Source organism: Curtobacterium sp. RIT-PI-V (genome assembly GCF_025642935.1).
In the GTDB taxonomy this organism is placed as follows: Bacteria; Actinomycetota; Actinomycetes; order Actinomycetales; family Microbacteriaceae; genus Curtobacterium.
The window spans coordinates 15266-32107 of sequence record NZ_JANZKM010000034.1; the positions used below are offsets into that span (position 1 = coordinate 15266).

General features: G+C 72.4%; 14 protein-coding genes. 7 read left to right on the top strand and 7 right to left on the bottom strand.

Annotated features, from left to right (window positions below):
* Positions 1-22: 22 nt before the first annotated feature.
* Entirely contained in the window at positions 23-658 is a 636-nt protein-coding gene (locus OGL88_RS16105) for a TetR/AcrR family transcriptional regulator (protein ID WP_263092115.1), read from the top strand.
* 18 nt (positions 659-676) lie between these two features.
* Here OGL88_RS16105 and OGL88_RS16110 read toward each other — a convergent pair whose 3' ends face one another.
* The 4 genes from OGL88_RS16110 to OGL88_RS16125 form a co-directional block, all read right to left on the bottom strand.
* Positions 677-1507 carry an SDR family NAD(P)-dependent oxidoreductase gene (locus OGL88_RS16110; protein ID WP_263092116.1) on the bottom strand — a complete coding sequence of 277 codons (831 nt, stop codon included), beginning with the start codon at positions 1505-1507 and terminating at the stop codon, positions 677-679.
* A gap of 137 nt (positions 1508-1644) precedes the next feature.
* Positions 1645-2196 (bottom strand): cysteine hydrolase, encoded by a 552-nt coding sequence (locus OGL88_RS16115; protein ID WP_263092117.1) that lies wholly within the window; start codon positions 2194-2196, stop codon positions 1645-1647.
* A 62-nt stretch (positions 2197-2258) separates the two neighbouring features.
* On the bottom strand, positions 2259-2783 hold the full coding sequence (locus OGL88_RS16120) for a hypothetical protein (RefSeq protein ID WP_263092118.1): 525 nt from the start codon (positions 2781-2783) through the stop codon (positions 2259-2261).
* 15 nt (positions 2784-2798) lie between these two features.
* The gene (locus tag OGL88_RS16125; RefSeq protein WP_263092119.1) at positions 2799-3359 is read right to left on the bottom strand and encodes a hypothetical protein; all 561 of its coding nucleotides are present in this window, start codon (positions 3357-3359) and stop codon (positions 2799-2801) included.
* 146 nt (positions 3360-3505) lie between these two features.
* On the opposite strand from OGL88_RS16125, the gene OGL88_RS16130 reads away from it, so the two are divergent.
* Positions 3506-4693: a sensor histidine kinase gene (locus OGL88_RS16130; protein WP_263092120.1), complete on the top strand. Its 1188-nt coding sequence runs from the start codon at positions 3506-3508 to the stop codon at positions 4691-4693.
* Positions 4690-5352 (top strand): response regulator transcription factor, encoded by a 663-nt coding sequence (locus OGL88_RS16135; protein WP_263092121.1) that lies wholly within the window; start codon positions 4690-4692, stop codon positions 5350-5352. The genes OGL88_RS16130 and OGL88_RS16135 overlap by 4 nt, the downstream gene beginning before the upstream one ends.
* On the opposite strand, the gene OGL88_RS16140 is transcribed toward OGL88_RS16135, so the two are convergent.
* Both OGL88_RS16140 and OGL88_RS16145 read right to left on the bottom strand, forming a co-directional pair.
* The gene (locus tag OGL88_RS16140; RefSeq protein WP_263092122.1) at positions 5245-6042 is read right to left on the bottom strand and encodes a hypothetical protein; all 798 of its coding nucleotides are present in this window, start codon (positions 6040-6042) and stop codon (positions 5245-5247) included. The genes OGL88_RS16135 and OGL88_RS16140 overlap by 108 nt on opposite strands.
* On the bottom strand, positions 6042-7058 hold the full coding sequence (locus tag OGL88_RS16145) for a zinc-dependent alcohol dehydrogenase (RefSeq protein ID WP_111085487.1): 1017 nt from the start codon (positions 7056-7058) through the stop codon (positions 6042-6044). The genes OGL88_RS16140 and OGL88_RS16145 overlap by 1 nt, the downstream gene beginning before the upstream one ends.
* Before the next feature lie 195 nt (positions 7059-7253).
* Here OGL88_RS16145 and OGL88_RS16150 point away from each other — a divergent pair, with 195 nt between their 5' ends.
* The 4 genes from OGL88_RS16150 (at position 7254) to OGL88_RS16165 (ending at position 13948) form a co-directional block, all read left to right on the top strand.
* Entirely contained in the window at positions 7254-8141 is an 888-nt protein-coding gene (locus tag OGL88_RS16150) for a serine hydrolase domain-containing protein (protein ID WP_263092123.1), read from the top strand.
* A gap of 65 nt (positions 8142-8206) precedes the next feature.
* On the top strand, positions 8207-8917 hold the full coding sequence (gene mtnN, locus OGL88_RS16155; protein WP_263092124.1) for a 5'-methylthioadenosine/S-adenosylhomocysteine nucleosidase: 711 nt from the start codon (positions 8207-8209) through the stop codon (positions 8915-8917).
* Between the two features lie 315 nt (positions 8918-9232).
* Positions 9233-11218 (top strand): potassium transporter Kup, encoded by a 1986-nt coding sequence (locus OGL88_RS16160; RefSeq protein ID WP_263092125.1) that lies wholly within the window; start codon positions 9233-9235, stop codon positions 11216-11218.
* A gap of 162 nt (positions 11219-11380) precedes the next feature.
* Positions 11381-13948 (top strand): choice-of-anchor G family protein, encoded by a 2568-nt coding sequence (locus OGL88_RS16165; protein ID WP_263092126.1) that lies wholly within the window; start codon positions 11381-11383, stop codon positions 13946-13948.
* A 294-nt stretch (positions 13949-14242) separates the two neighbouring features.
* Here OGL88_RS16165 and OGL88_RS16170 read toward each other — a convergent pair whose 3' ends face one another.
* Positions 14243-16669 carry an excinuclease ABC subunit UvrA gene (locus OGL88_RS16170; protein ID WP_263092127.1) on the bottom strand — a complete coding sequence of 809 codons (2427 nt, stop codon included), beginning with the start codon at positions 16667-16669 and terminating at the stop codon, positions 14243-14245.
* Positions 16670-16842 lie beyond the last annotated feature (173 nt).

Consider the following 16842-nt stretch of genomic DNA (forward strand, 5'->3'; position numbering starts at 1 on the left):
CAGACCGTGCGATGATCGGGGGATGAGCACGCCGTCGAACGACACCGCGCCGTCGGACGACACCGCGCCACCCCGGCGTCGCCGCGACGTCGAACGGAACGAGCGGACGATCCTCGACGCCGCGGCCGGTGTCTTCGCCGCGTCCGGCGTCGGTGCGCCGGTGCGCGAGGTCGCTGCCGCCGCCGGCGTGGGAGTGGGTACGCTCTACCGGCACTTCCCGACCCGCTCGGACCTGGTCGTCGCCGTCTACCGGCACCAGATCGAGGCCCTGGCGGAGGCAGGCCCCGTGCTGCTCGCCTCGGCGCCGACCGCGTTCGACGCGATCCTGCGCTGGGTGCACCAGTTCGTCGACTTCCTCGGCACGAAGCACGGCCTGGCGCGGGTGTGGGAGGGCGACGCCGACGGCTTCACCGCGCTGCACACGCTGTTCGTCGACGAGCTCGTCCCGGTGCTGGGCCGGATGCTCGACGCCGCTCGTGCATCGGGCGAGGTGGTCGCGTCGGTGTCGCCGTACCAGCTGCTCCGCGCCGTCGGCGACCTGGTCGCGTGGAGCCCCCAGGACCCGGCCTACGACGTCCGCGCGATCGTGACGCTGCTGGTCACCGGCCTGCGGCAGGCGCAGCCGCCGGTCACGCCCGCGCCGACGACCGGCGCGTAGCGCGCTGAGCGCCACCGGTCAGGCGGTGTGGAGCATCGCCACGCTCCGGTCCCACAGCTCGCGTGCGAGATCGGCGTCCTCGGCCTGCGCGTTCGGTGCCGCCACCCTGCGCTTCACGTAGTACTCGCCGGTCGGGTAGTCGCGACCGGGGGTGTTGTCCGCCAGGTACACGAGCGTGTCGGCACCCTTCTCCGGGGTCGTCAGGAACACGTGGCGCAGGGGCGTGTGGTACACGAGGTACATCGGCGAGGTCTTGTCGTTCGAGAACCCGGTGCTGATCGTGCCGGGGTGGAACGCCGTCGACGTCACACCTCGGTCGCGGTACCGACGGTCGAGTTCCTTGGTGAACAGGATCTGTTCGAGCTTCGAGTCGCCGTAGGCCTTGGTGGCCCGGAAGTGCCGCTCAGCGTCGAGGTCGTCGATGTCGACGCGGCCGAAGAGCTTGTTCGCCACGCTCGAGGTGTTGATGACCGTTCCGCCGGACGCGATGAGCCGGTCCATCAGCAGCTTCGTGAGCAGGAACGGCGCCAGGTAGTTGACCTGGAACGTCAGTTCGTGGCCGTCGACGGTGACCTGACGGCCCGCACTGAAGATGCCGCCGGCGTTGTTGGCCAGCACGTCGATCCGGGGGCAGCGCTCGAGCAGGTCGTCGGCGAGCCCCCGGACGGCGGACAGGTCCGAGAAGTCGGCCACGAAGTGGTCGACGCCGAGGTCGCGGGCGACCCTTTCGGTCTTCGCGGGGTTGCGACCGACCACCACGACCTCGTTCCCGCGGCGGACGAGCTCCCGCGCAGCGGCGACGCCGATGCCGTCGCTCGCGCCGGTGATGACGATGGTCTTCGCGGCCATGGGTGCTCCTCGGGTCGGGGGCGAGCGTGCGCTCGGCTGCGTCCGTCCTACAGGGTCGGCCCTGAACGGACCACGTGACGGACGGGAGGCACGTGTCGGGCTGGCACCGTGCCTCCCGTCCGCCGTCCGGTCGCCGCTCAGGCCGCGCCCGGCCCAGCCAGGTCGGCCGTCTGCGTGACGACGCCGAGCGCGGGGAACACCGACCGGAACCGGTCTGCGTGGGCGTCGGGGTCCGGGTCGTTGGTGGCGTCCTCGACGAGGACGACGTCGTAGCCCAGGTCGTACGCGGCCCGAGCCGTGGACTCGACGCCGAACGTCGTCGCCTGACCGACCACGACCACCCCGGTGACGCCGTCGGCGCGCAACCGCTCGTCGAGGCCGGTGCCGGCGAAGGCGCTCCACCCGCCGCGGGTGAGGTTGCCGTCGGCGTCGGCCCGTTCGAGCAGCAGGGAGCCGTAGGCGACCGGAGCCGGGCGGGGGCCGCCGCCGTACTGGGTCGTGCCGGCCGGGGTCGCGGCGGGGTCGTGGCGGATGAAGACCACCGTGCCGCCGCCGCCACGGGTGGCGCGGGCGAGGGTCTCGACGTTGGTCACGACGGTCTCGACGGGGTGGGTGCGCTGGTACGGCGCGGTCCCGGCCTGCAGGTCGACGACGAGCAGGGCGGTGTGTTCGGTGAGGGTTCGGGGCACCGGTCCAGGGTGCTCGATCGCTCCTCGCGGCGAGTACTGCGTCTGCGGTATCCCGGTCGCGGTCACCGGTCGGTCGGTGGGTGCGTGCACGTGTCGATCGCGGCGTACTCCCGGCTGAGTGCTGCCTGGTTCCGCTCGGTGCGCCACGACCGGATGCCGGGCGCAGCGGCCACAGCGGCGATCCACGCGCCAGCACCGACGAGGACCGGCGCGAGCGTCGGCTCCCCGCCGAGGGCGAGCAGACCGCCGAGCGCGACCGCCAGCAGGGCGACCGCGGAGCCGGCGGTGGCGACGACACCGGCGAGGCGGGCTGGCTGCTGCTCGAGGGCGGCGATCCGGGCCAGCGCCCGCTCGGCACGACGCTCGAGGAGCGGTCGTGCCGGGTCTGGCCGGGTGCGCAGCCGCTGGAGCAGCAGGGACGTCGTGCCGAGCCGTCCGCCCTGCACGGTCACCGTCCAGCCGAACTGCTCCAGGGTGTGCCGGTGGAGCGGCACGAACGCCGTCGGCGCGTACAGCACCCGGGTCTCCAGGTGGCGGGGGACCGGCGCGTGCAGGACAGCGTCTTCCCGGGCGATGGTGTTCGTCATCGGGCTCGGCCCCGCTCAGGCGTTCCGGCGACGACTGGCTGCCTCGCACGCGCCGTAGACGACGTCGAACTGGCGGTCGACGGCCGGACGGATCCGCTTGGTGCGCGCCGCGCGGACGAGCTGGAAGGCCACGGGAGCGATCGCCCAGTTGACCAGCCCACCGGCCCCGACGAGGAACACCGTGACCGGGTCGAGCCCGCCGAGCAGGTCGGGGACCGCCACGGTGTCCTGCATGGCGAACACCGAAGCGGCCAGCAGGACGCTGCCGATCGCGCCGAGCGCGTACGCGACCACCGACGCCGCGGTCGTGCGGGAGCGTTCGAGCGAGTCGATCGTGGCCAGGGCGGCCTCGGCATTCTGCTGGAGCTCGGTCAGCTCGACGGAGCGGTCGGCACGGTCGCGGCGGAGGCCGAGGGTGCGCCGACGGTTCAGTGCGCCCGTCCGGTCCGAGCCGTCGGACGTCCAGCCGAAGTTGCGGTAGGTGTCCGCGTACAGGGCGTCCTTGCCCCGTGGGACGTCGACGGTGCAGTAGTCGTACGTGGTGGCAGCGGGAGTGGCGGTGTTCGTCAGCGTCATGGTGGTTCCTCCGGTCGGTGCCGGATCGTTCCGGCCTGGTGTCGATCGTCCCGGGGACGCGCCGCGGGCAGGTCCCCGATCGGTGGTACCCCCGACTACTGCGTTCGCAGTAGCCGGACCGTTGACCCGCACGACAGGATGAGTGCATGCGGCGACTGCGGGCGATCTGGGGTTCGTGGCGTCCCGACGACCGCTGGGTGTTCCGCGGCACGGCCGCCGTCGTCCTGCTCGCGTGCGCGATCGAGTCGGGCCGGGTGATCGCGGCCGATGCCGGCCCGGGGCCCGGCATCGCGGTCGCCGCGACCGTGCTCGCCGTCGTCGCGGCGCCGTGGACACCGTGGACAGCGCTCGGGCTCGCCACGGTCGCCCCCGTGCTCGGAGGACTGTCCGGCTGGTCGCCGATCGTGACCTGGAGCTGCGCGGTGCTGCTGCTGTTCGCGGTGTCCTCGCGGCAGGGGCACCCGGTCCGCGCCGCGGCGATCGTCGCTCCCGGCGTGGTCATCGGCACGCTCCTCGCGCCGGGGGAGGGCGGTGCGGTGCCGACCGCCCTCGGCGCCCTCATCTCCGTCGTCGCCGCGGCGGCCATCGGCTCGGGGCTGCGGGTGCAGCACCAGTACCGGGCGTCGTTGGAACAGCGCGCCGCCGATGCCGTCGCCACGCGGGAACTCGAGGCCGAGCGCCGCGTGGCCGAGGAACGCGTCCGGATCGCGCGGGACCTGCACGACGTCATCGGGCACGAGATCGCGGTGGTCAGCATGCAGCTCGGGGTCGCCGAGGTCACCCTGCCCGCCGGGGCCGACGAGGCCCGGCGTGCGCTGGATGCCGCCCGGGACGGCGTGCGGAACGTCCTGACGGAGACCCAGCACGTCCTGACGGTGCTCCGCTCGGCGGACGCCGGCCGCAGCGAGCGTGCTGACCCCGACGACCCGACGGCGCCGGCTCCAGGCATCGCGCAGCTCCCCGGACTGGTCGCCTCGTACGAACGGATCGGCCTCGATGTCGATGCCCGCCTGGACGACGTCGGTCCGGTCTCCGTGCCGATCGGTGTGACGGTCTACCGGGTGCTGCAGGAGTCGCTCACCAACGCCCATCGACACGGTGAGGGCCGGACGACCGTCACCCTCGCCCGCGCCGGTGACGACCTGGTGCTCGAGGTCCGCAACCCACGTCGCCGGACCCCGGCGGACGAGCCCGTCGCGGGCCGGAGCAGCGGGCTCGGCCTGGTCGGCATGCGCGAACGCGTCGCCGCCGTCGGCGGATCCGTCCAGGCTGCGGCGGACGGCGTGCTGTTCGTCGTCCGGGTCCACCTGCCCACCGCGAACGGAGCACGATGAGCACACGAGTGATCCTGGTCGACGACCAGGACATGATCCGACTGGGGGTCCGCGCGATCCTCGGCCGGCAGGACGGCCTCGAGGTCGTCGGCGAGGCCGGGGACGGACTCGCCGCGGTGCAGACGGCGCTGTCGGTCCCGGCGGACGTCGTCATGATGGACATCCGGATGCCGGGCATCGACGGGGTCGAGGCGACCCGACGGATCCGCGCCGAGCGCACCGCCGAGCAGGTGCGCATCGTCATGCTGACGACCTTCGACCAGGACGAACTCGTCTTCGCGGCGCTGCGTGCCGGGGCGAACGGGTTCCTCAGCAAGGCCGCGGGTCCGGCGGAGCTCGTGGCGGCGATCGAGGAGGTCGCAGCCGGCGGGGGCGCCCTGTCCGCGGCGGCCGCAGCGGCGCTCATCGGACAGGTCGCCCGCACGCCCGCATCGTCCGTCGATCCGGAGATGACCCGGCGCTTCGAAGCGCTCACCGCTCGCGAGCGCGACGTCGTGGTGATGGTCAGCCGAGGTCAGGGCATCGACGCCATCAGCGCCGAGCTGTTCCTCTCACCGCTCACGGTCAAGACCCACGTGAACCGGGCCATGGCGAAGGTCGACGCCCGCGACCGCGCCCAACTCGTGGCGTTCGCGTTCCAGGCCGGCCTGGTCGACTGAGGCCGACGCCGGCCGAGGCGCCGTCGCTTCCGGGAACCGTCGCAGCGCCATCGCGAGCCCGATCACCGCGGCCACGCCGCCGAGGAACACCCCGCTCGCACCCGTGGACGCAGCAGCGTCCTCGGCGCTGCCCGCGAACGAGAGCAGTGCCGACTGGGTCAGCACGAGCAGGACCACCGCGGCGGCGATGTTCACGAGCTTCGTCGCCTCGACGAGCGGCTCCCCGTCCTTGCGCGCGGTCACCGCACCCCAGACCCCGATGCCCAGCTCCGCGAACGTCGCCGCCGCGATGACGATCGCCACCCACTGGTCGTAGTGCACGGGGTGCGCCCGCCCGACGAGCATCGGCACGCTGCACCCGACGAACACGACCGACATCGCGGTCACCGCACCCCCGATCCACCGGTGTCCGGCCTGCCGGAACCGCATCCGGTCGCCGTTCGCCGCATCGAACGCGAACGACAGCCGGTGCCGACGAACGGCCCAGACCTTCGCGGCCGCGACCCCGAGCGTGAAGACCACGGTCGCGGCGAGGAACAACGAGGGAGCCGCGCAGAACAGGACGACCTTCCACCCCGCCATCACGAGGCTGCTCGGCACCGACAGCACGGCGAGCACGAGCCCGCGGCGCGGCCGATCCCGCCACACCGTGACGGCGTACTGCACGGCGACCTTCCTGGTCACCGGCATCAGTCGAACGTGACGACGACCTTGTCGGCCGCACCAGGGGTCGCAGCCACCCGGAGAGCCTCGAGCACGTCGCTCGCCGGGAAGACGTCGCTGACGATCTGCGCGTACGCCTCGGGGTTCGCGATGATGTGCTCGGTGACGTCGAAGATCTCGGTCGGGTACCCCATCGCGGTCACGATCGTCGGCTCGACGGCCAGCAGGTCACCGAAGTCGACCTCCACGGGCCGCTTGTGCACGGCCACGACGCCGATCGTCGCGCGGTGCTTCGCCAGGCGCAGCGCCGTCTGCACGGTGGCGGGGACCCCGGCGGCGTCGAGCCAGACGTCGGTGCCGGACTTCCCGCCGTGCCCCACGCCGTCCCGTGCTTCGCCGTGCAGGGCGATCAGGCGCTCGTCGAGCGGCTCGTCCGCCGAGTTCACGACGGCATCGGCTCCGACGAGCAGGGCCTTCTCGAGCCGCGACGCGATCACGTCGACGACGACCACGTGCCCGACGCCGAGCGCCTTGTAGCTGATCACGGCACCCAGCCCGATCGGGCCGGCACCGAACACGACGACCGTGTCGCCCGGTTGCGGTGCGGTCCGGTTCACGGCGTGCAGGGCGACCGCCATCGGTTCGTTGAGCGCGGCCACCTGCCAGGGCAGGTCCTGCGGGACCAGGGCGATGCTGGTGCCGAGCACGGCCTGCTCGACGAGCAGGAACTCGGAGAGCCCGCCGGTGGGGCCGCCGTTGCCGATGATCCCGCGTGGGTCGCCCATCGGGTTCACCACCACGTGGTCGCCGACGGCGATGCCCTCGACCGCGTCGCCGACGGCGGCCACCTCTCCGGCGACCTCGTGTCCGAGGGGCGTGTGCCCCTCGCGCGGCGGGATGCCGCCGCGCGCGGCGTAGAAGGCGTCGGAGCCGCAGACCCCGCACGCCTTGACGGCGATCAGGACGTCGGCAGGGCCGACCTCGGGGACGGGCTCGTCGCGGATCTCGACGGATCCGGGGCCGGTGACGACGACGGTGCGCACGGTGCTCCTCACGTCACGAGCACGGGCGGCTCGGGACGGAACCATCTGACCAAGACGGCGACCTGCGCACGTACTGCGATCGCAGTAGCGCCGGGTCATCGGACGGGAGGCCCGTGGCGGACCCGCCACGTGCCTCCCGTCGGCTGTCCGGTCCCGTTCAGGGCACGCAGTCTGCTGCACGCGAGAGGATGGCGTGTGACCACCGCGACCAGCATCCTCGACGCGATCGTCCGGTACGTGGACGCGACCGGCTTCGGCGCCCACGGCCTGCACGTCCGGACTGCCGACGACGACATCGCCGAGCACCGCTGGACGCCCGACGTGCGCGAGGAGATCCACTCCGCGGCCAAGGGCGTCTGCGTCCTCGCCACCGGGATCGCCGCCGACGAGGGCCTGGTGGACGTCGACGAACCGATCGCCGCATCGCTGCCCGGGTCCGAGTTCGGGGACGGCGTCGAACACGTCACCCTCCGACACCTGCTCACGATGACGAGCGGGATCGACATGCCCTGGTCGGCGACCGAGCTGACCGACTGGCCGGACCTGGCGGCCGAGTTCCTGCGACGGCCCTCGCGGGGTCGCGTGTTCCAGTACGCCAACGTCAGCACCTACACCGCCATGCGCGTGCTCGAGACCCGCGTCGGCGACGTCGGCGCGTTCGTGTCCCGACGGCTGTTCGACCCGCTCGGCATCGAGGACGTGGAATGGCTGCGCTGCCCGAACGGGTACGTCGCCGCCGGTGAGGGCCTGGCGCTCCGCACCGAGGAGCTCGCGCGCCTCGGTCGGCTCATCCGCGACGGCGGCGTGGTCGACGGGCAGCGCATCGTCAGCGCCCGCTGGTGCGACGCGATGCACTCCGACTGGGTCGAGCGTGAGGGGACCGGACCCGGCTACCAGCGCTACGCGATGGCCGGCTGGGGCGGTCCGGGGCAGCTGTGGCGGCTGCACGGCGCGTACGGGCAGATGCTGCTGTTCGACGACCACCCCGACGGCGACACCGTGGTCACGATCACCGCCGACGACCACTTCGGCGCCGACGCGATGGCCGCGTTCGTCGCCGAGGAGCTCGCCCGGCAGCGGTAGCCGGCGGCCGTCGCTGGCAGCCGTCGCTGGCAGCCGTCGCGTCCCCGCCGTGCGAGGATCGATCAGTGCAGGAACAGACGCCCGTCGCGATCATCATCGCGGCCATGAGCGAAGAGGTCTCCGCCTTCGCCGACCTGTTCGGCGGGGTCCCGATCCTCGACGGCCCGGTCGGCGGCCACGACCCGCACCAGCTGCTCGACATCGGCGGCGCCACCGTGGCCGTCCGCCGCAGCGGCATCGGCTTCACGAACGCCACGGCCGCGGTCGCACACGGCTTCCACGACTTCGGACCCGGCATCCCCGTGATCAGCGTCGGGACCGCCGGCGGCCTCATGCACGGCATCGCGATCGGGGACGTGATCGTCGGCGACCGGTACGTCAACCTCAACGCGGACGCCACCGCGTTCGGCTACGCGCTCGGCCAGGTCCCCGGCATGCCGACCGGGTACGCCCCGGACGCCCGACTGGTCGAGCTGGCGATGGCCGCCGACATCGCCTGGCCGCTGCGCTCGGCGACGATCGGCTCGAGCGAGGTCTTCGTCACCGAGGGGCGCGCCCGGACGCTCCGCGGCGCCTTCCCCGACGTGGCCGCCGTCGACATGGAGTCGGCCGCCATCGCCCAGTTCGCCCACGTCCACGACATGCCGTTCGTGTCGGTCCGCTGCATCAGCGACCTCTGCGCCCCCGACGGTGCCGAGTTCCGCGAGCACCTGGACGGTGCCGCGACGCGCGCCGCCCGCGTGGTCCACGACCTCGTGCGCGGCCTGCGGCCCTGAGACCCGGGCCGCCGTCGGACGGGAGGCGCGGTGCGGGCCCGCCCCGTGCCTCCCGTCCGCCCGGTGCGCACGTCGAGAACCGGTGCTGCCCGCGAAAGCGACGATCCTGCGGCACGGGGCACCGTCCGGTCCGGCATCGCGACAGATCTCCGCGAACTGTTCGCGGCACGCTGTCGCTTTCGCGGATTCGGGATCGCAGCGCACGTCGAGAGCCGCGGTGCGCACGCATGTGCGCCACCTGCGAGCGCATCCCGCGCACGGTGCGATGATGAGCGGCGGCCGTCGCCCGGACGGCCGGAGACGGAAGTGCCGAGCGTGACCGATACCCGCTCCGAGACCCCGACGGAACCGTCGAAGCCGACGGACCACACCACCCCCACGACCGAGGCCACCGACGACGGCGGCCACGGCCCGCGCAAGGGCGTCGCCGTCCTGGCGCTCGCCGCACTCGGCGTCGTGTTCGGCGACATCGGGACGAGTCCGCTCTACGCCCTGCGCACGGTGTTCACGATCGACGACGGCCTGGTGAAGGCCAACCAGGAAGACGTCTACGGCGTCATCTCGATGATGTTCTGGAGCATCACGATCATCGTCTCGATCAAGTACGTCCTGATCCTGATGCGCGCCGACAACGACGGCGAGGGCGGCGTGATGGCGCTCGCTGCCCTGGCCCGCCGGCTCTACGCGAAGCGTCGCGGTGGCGCGGTGATCTTCCTGGTGATCGGCATCGTCGGGGTCTCGCTCTTCTACGGCGACTCCGTGATCACCCCGGCCGTGTCGGTGCTGTCCGCGGTCGAGGGGCTCGGCACCGCAGCGCCGTCCGTCGAACACCTGATCGTGCCGATCGCCGCGGTCATCCTGGTCGTGCTCTTCGCGGTGCAGCGCTTCGGCACCGGCAAGGTCGGCAACCTGTTCGGCCCGGTGATGCTGCTCTGGTTCGTCGTGATCGCCGCCGCCGGCGTCCCGCACATCCTCGAGCACCCCGGCGTCCTGCAGGGGCTCTCGCCGACGTGGGCGATCTCGTTCGCCTTCGCGCACCCGTACATCACGTTCGTGGCGATGGGGGCCGTGGTGCTCGTCATCACCGGTGCCGAGGCGCTCTACGCCGACATGGGGCACTTCGGACGGTCGCCGATCCTGAAGGCGTGGTTCTTCGTGGTGTTCCCGGCGCTCGTCCTCAACTACCTCGGGCAGGCGTCGCTGGTGCTGCGTGACCCGTCGGCGGCGAAGGACCCGTTCTTCCTGCTGTTCCCGGACGCGTTGCGGCTGCCCGTGGTGGTGCTGGCGACGCTCGCGACGGTGATCGCGAGCCAGGCCGTCATCTCCGGGGCGTTCTCGCTCACCCGCCAGGCGGTCCAGCTCGGGCTGCTGCCGCCGCTCACGATCCGGCAGACGTCGCGGCGGGAGAGTGGGCAGATCTACCTGCCCGCGGTGAACCTGCTGCTGTTCATCGGCGTGCTCGCGATCATGCTCGCGTTCCGGTCGTCGGCGAACCTGGCGACCGCGTACGGGGTGTCCGTCACCGGAGCCCTGGTCGTCGACACGCTCCTGCTCCTGCTCGTCGTCCGCCCGCTGTGGAAGTGGGCGACCTGGAAGCTCGTCGTCGCGGCGGTGGCGTTCGGCGGGCTCGAGCTGACCTTCCTCGCCGGCAACCTGTCGAAGATCATCCACGGCGGTTGGGTGCCGCTCCTCATCGCCCTGGCCGTGATCACCGTGATGACGACGTGGCGCCGTGGCCGGGCGCTCGTGCAGGAGGAACGCAAGGAACGCGAGGGGTCGCTCGCCGAGTTCATCGACCGCATCAACCAGGAGCACATCCCGCGGGTGCCCGGGGTGGCGGTCTTCCCGCACCCGAACAAGGAGACGACGCCGCTGGCGCTCCGGGCCAACGTCGAGCACAACCACGTGGTGCACCGGACCGTCCTGATCGTCTCGGTGCTCACCGCCAACGTGCCGCACGTCCCGCACGCGAAGGCGTTCTTCCGCGACGACCTCGGCTACGAGGACGACGGCATCGACCACATCACGGTGAAGTTCGGGTTCTCGGACGACCAGGACCTGCCGAAGGCCCTGCACGCCGCCTGCCTGGCCGAGGTCCTGGACATCGACCCGGAGGAAGTGCTCCGGGCGTCCTACTTCATCTCCCGCGGAGCCCTCCGTCCGACGCCCGGCAACCGGGGGATGGTGGCCTGGCGGAAGAAGCTCTTCGTCGGACTCGCCCACAACGCCGCCGACCCCGCAGCACGCTTCGGTCTCCCCGCGCAGCGGACCGTGACGATGGGCAGCGACGTCGAGATCTGACGCACGTCGTGCGCCTGCGTTCCGCATCCGCGGAGCGCAGGCCCCCGTTCGGGGGTGATGGTCTTGTGCACCCGTTCAGGGTTACGCTCGTCGGAACCACACCACAGCTGCAGGCAGCATCACCAACTGCCGGACCAGCACCAGGATCAGGAGCGAAGCCACATGAGGCTTGGAGTACTCGAGCGCGCCCAGAAAGACCCAGGGGCGTCCACTTCCACCCGATGGTCAGGCCGGAGCAAGGGCGTCGCGATCGTCACCGCCGCCCTCCTCGGCGCCGGCGGCAGCATCCTCGCCGCCGCCCCCGCGACGGCAGCGCCCGTCGCGTCGACCGGGCAGGGGCGCTTCCTCAGCGGCTCCGCGCTCGGATTGAACCTCGACGACATCCTCACCGTGACCCCGGCGGACGCGGTCAACACCGGTGGGGCCACGGACACCGACGTCCACCCGCTCGACGTCACCGCGCTCAACGCGGTCAACGTCAACCTGGGCGGGGGCCTCAACCTGCTCGGGAACAACGGCATCCTCACCCTCGGTGTCGTCAACCAGTACGCCGCCGCCGACGCCGACGGCAGCTCCGTCGCCGCGTCCGGCGCGGTGACGAACACCGGCGGGATCGGCGTCGGCGGGCAGGACGGCGTCCCGCAGTCCAACGCCACGCTCGACCTGTCCGGACTCATCGGGGCCGACCTGGCGGGCGCACTCGCGAACGCCCAGCTCGAGGTCGGCGCCGTCTCGGCCACCGCTGCCCAGGCAGCCGGTCCGGACGGTGCGCAGACGGGCGACTACGGCATCGCCGGACTCGACCTGTCGCTGACGAGCCCTGCGCTCGGCACCACGGTGTCCGGCCTCCGCACCACGCTCGGCACGCTCCAGCCGACGGTCGACGGCGTCGAGGACACCCTGAACGCGCTCGGCCCGCTCGTCCAGGTCCAGGGCCTGCCCGACCTCGTCACGGTGCTCGACTCGGCCACCGGCGACGTCACCAGCGCCGACGGCTCGATCACGGCGAACCTGCAGACCGGTGCGATCACGGTCGACGTCGCCGCAGTGCTGACGAACGCCGGCCTGGACATCAACAACCTGCCGGCGAACACCGAGCTGCTGCCGTACATCACGGAGGCCCTCACGACCCAGCTCCTGCCGGCGGTCACCACCGCGCTGCAGGGGGTCGTGACCCAGCTCACGCAGTCGCTCCGCGGGCTCACCGTCACGGTGGCGGGGATCCCGCTGCCGGTCGGTCAGCTGCTCGACGTCGTGAACCCCGTCATCGCACAGGTCGTCGCCCCGATCAACCAGGTCGTCGCCGGCCTCGGTGACACGGTGATCACGCCGCTCGCCGACGCCCTGACGACCGTCGTGTCGCTGCAGGCCAACGTGCAGGAGACCAGCGCCGACGGTGTCTTCACCCAGCGTGCCCTGCGCGTCGCACTGGTGCCGGCCGCCGGCACCGCCGTCGTCAACCTCGCCTCGGCTGCGGTCGGCCCGAACGCCGGTCCGCTCGCGGTCCCGACGATCACCGCGCTCGACCCCGACAACGGGCCGGTCGCCGGTGGCACGGTCGTCACCGTCACGGGCACCGGGTTCACGGACGACGCCACGGTGTCGGTCGACGGTTCCGACCCGATCGCGGCGGACTCCGTCTCGGACGACGGCACCGAGCTGACGTTCACCACGCCGGCGCACGACGCCGGGACGGTCGACGTCACGGTCACCACGCCTGCCGGCACCTCGGACCCGCTCGACTACACATACAACCCGGCACCCGCAGCGGTGCCCACGCTCACGGCGCTCGACCCCGACAACGGTCCGGTCACCGGTGGCACGGTCGTCACGGTCTCCGGCACGGGCTTCACCGACGACTCGACGGTCTCGGTGGACGGTTCCGACCCGATCACCCCGGACAGCGTGTCGGACGACGGCACCGAGCTGACGTTCGCGACGCCGGCGCACACCGCCGGTGCGGTCCCCGTGACCGTCACCAACGGCTCCGGCACCTCGGCGCCGCTGCCGTACACGTACAACCCGGCCCCGGCCGTGGTCCCGACCATCTCCGCGCTGGACCCGGACAACGGTCCGGCCGCGGGTGGCACCGTCGTGACCGTCACGGGTACCGGCTTCACCGACGACTCCACGGTCTCGGTGGACGGCTCCGACCCGATCACGCCGGACAGCGTGTCGGACGACGGCACAACGCTCACCTTCACGACCCCGGCGCACGCTGCCGGTGACGTCGAGGTCACGGTGACGACCCCGGGTGGCACCTCCGACCCGCTCGTCTACACCTACAACCCCGCGTCGACCACGACGACCCCGCCGCCGGTGATCACCTCGCCGACGGACGGTGGCACCGTCACGACGCCCAACCCGCCGATCACCGGCACCGGCCAGCCCGGCGCGACCGTCACGGTCACCGTCGGCACGGTCATCGTCTGCACCGCGGTCGTCGCGGCCGACGGCACCTGGAAGTGCACCCCGATCGTCGGCTTCGGTCCGGGAACGGTGACCATCACCGCCACCCAGACCGGCGCTGACGGCACCTCGGCGGCGTCCGACCCGGTGACGTTCACCGTCCGTCTCGCGACCGCCGGCTCCGGTGGCGCCGGCGGCACCGGCCCGAACGGGACGCTCGCCTACACGGGCAGCGACCCGGCCCCGGTGATCGCCTTCGCGATCCTGCTGATGCTCGCGGGCGTCGGGCTCACCATCGCCCGCCGCTTCCGTCGGGCCTAGTCCGCACCACCAGCAGCGCCCGCCGGGATCCGTCCCGGCGGGCGCTGCTGCGTGCGTGCGTGTGCGTGCGTGCGGGTGCGTGCGCGTGCGCGTGCATGCGTGCGCACCGTGCGCCGATCCACCACGTGATCGACGCGTGGAACGTCGGAACATGCGCACGCACCGGATGCGTGTGCATCGTGCGACACAGCACCGGTTGATCGACGCGTGGAACGTCGGAACATGCGCACGCACCGGCGGACGGGAGGCGCGGTGCCCGCCCGCCACGGGCCTCCCGTCCGCGGGTGGGTGCGATCAGCGCCCGAGCTGTTCCCGCAGGTACGGTGCGGTCCGGCTCTCGGTGGACGCCGCGACCTCGGCGGGGGTGCCGGTCGCGACGACGCGGCCGCCGTCCTCGCCGCCGGAGGGTCCCATGTCGATGACGTGGTCCGCACTCGCGACGACGTCCATGGCGTGCTCGACCACGACGACGGTGTTGCCGGCGTCGGTGAGGCGTGCGAGCTGTGCGGTCAGCAGCTCGACGTCGGCAGGGTGCAGGCCCGTCGTCGGTTCGTCGAGCAGGTAGAGCGTGTGCCCGGTGCGCGCGCGTTGCAGCTCGGTCGCGAGCTTGATGCGCTGGGCCTCGCCGCCGGACAGCTCCGGTGCGGGCTGTCCGAGTCGCAGGTAGCCGAGGCCGACCTGGCGCAGGGCCTCGAGCCCGCGGGCGGCTGCCGGCAGCGACGCCAGGAAGGGCGCCGCCTGGTCGACGGTCATGCTCAGGACGTCGGCGATCGACGCCCCGTCCCACTGCACCTCGAGCGTCTCGTCGTTGTATCGCGCACCGTGGCACTCCGGGCAGGGCGCCCAGCTGCCCGGCAGGAACAGGAGCTCGACCGACACCGAGCCCTCGCCCTGGCACACCTCGCACCGACCGCCGGCCACGTTGAACGAGAAACGGCTGGCGGTCCAGCCGCGGGCCTTCGCGTCGTCGGTCGCGGCGAACGCGGCACGCACGGCGTCGAAGAGCCCGGTGTAGGTGGCGAGGTTCGAACGCGGGGTTCGGCCGATCGGCTTCTGGTCGACCTGCACGACACGGTCGACGAGCGGGTGCGACGTCGCGACGCCGGGCAGGACCCCGCCGACGAGCGACGACTTGCCGGAGCCACTCACGCCGGTGACCGCGGTGAGCACCCCGAGCGGTAGGTCGACGTCGAGACCATGCAGGTTGTGCAGCGTGAGGTCGCGCAGCTCGAGGGTCCCGACGGGGGACCGGACGGTGCGCTCGCCGTCGCTCCGGTCGCCCGGGTGCAGGAAGCGTCGGGTGACCGATGCCTCGACGTCGGCGAGACCGTCGACGGGGCCGCTGTACAGGACGGTGCCGCCGCCGGACCCGGCGCCCGGGCCGACGTCGACGATCCAGTCGGCGCGCCGCACGATGCTCATGTCGTGCTCGACGACGAAGACGCTGTTGCCGCCGGCGCGCAGGTCGTCGAGGACCTCGACCAAGGACTCGGCGTCGGCGGGGTGCAGGCCGGCGCTCGGTTCGTCGAGCACGTAGACGACACCGAACAGGCCGGAGCGCAGTTGTGTCGCGATGCGCAGGCGCTGCGTCTCGCCGGGGGAGAGCGTCGGGGTGGCCCGGTCGAGCGCGAGGTACCCGAGGCCCAGGCCGACGAGCACCTCGACCCGGGTGAGCAGGTCGCGGGAGATCGCGACGGCGACCTCGGTGTGCTCACCGGACGACGCACGCGAGGTCGCTGCGGCCGCGTCGGTCAGGGTCGCGATCGGGCGCAGGACGTCGGCCAGCGCCGTGAGCGGCAGGCCGTTCAGGTCGGCGATCGAGTGGCCGCCGACGGTGACCGCCAGGGCTGCCCGGGTCAGTCCGGTCCCGCCGCAGAGGCCGCACGGACCGGACTCGACGAACTGCAGCACCTTGGTCCGCTGCGTCTCGCTCTGCGAGTCGGCGAGGGTGTGCATCACGAACTGGCGTGCGCTCCAGAACCGTCCCTTGTACGGCTTCGCGACGCGGTCGCGCTTGGGGTGGACCTGGACGACGGGCTGCTCCTCGGTGAACAGCAACCAGTCGCGGTCCTGTCGGGAGAGCTCACGCCACGGCACGTCGATGTCGTAGCCGAGCACCGCGGTGACGTCGCGCAGGTTCTTGCCCTGCCACGCCCCGGGCCACGCCGTGATCGCGCCGTCGCGGATGCTCAACGACGGGTCGTGCACGGCCGAGGCCTCGGTGACCTCGTGGGCGATGCCGAGTCCGTGGCACCGCGGGCAGGCCCCGGCCACGGTGTTCGGCGAGAACGAGTCGGACTCGAGCCGGTCGGCCCCGGACGGGTAGGTGCCGGCGCGGGAGAACAGCATGCGCATCGAGTTCGACAGGGTCGTCAACGTGCCGACGGTCGAACGGCTGCTCGGAGCACCGCGGCGCTGCTGCAGGGCCACAGCGGGCGGCAACCCGGTGATCGAGTCGACGTGCGGCGTCGAGCCCTGCGCGATGAGCCGTCGGGCGTAGGGAGCGACGGACTCGAGGAAGCGGCGCTGCGCCTCGGCGAACACCGTGCCGAACGCGAGCGAGGACTTGCCGGAGCCGGAGACGCCGGTGAAGGCGACGATGCGGTTGCGCGGGATGTCCACGTCGACGTCCTGCAGGTTGTGCTCACGGGCGCCGCGGACACGGATGAAGTCGTCGGGCCCCGGTTGGTCGTCGGTCACGGTCGAGCGGGGAGCGGGCATCTGCTCGATGGTAGGCGGGTGTTGCTGAACGTGGTGCAGGGCCGTCCCGGTTGCCCGGGGCGGCCCTGCACGTGTGGTGCGGGTGTTACTTGATCTGTGCGGTGATGGTGGCGGTGCCGACGAGGAGGCCGCGCTTGACGGCGTCGGTGCCGAAGGTCTTGTTCAGCAGGCCG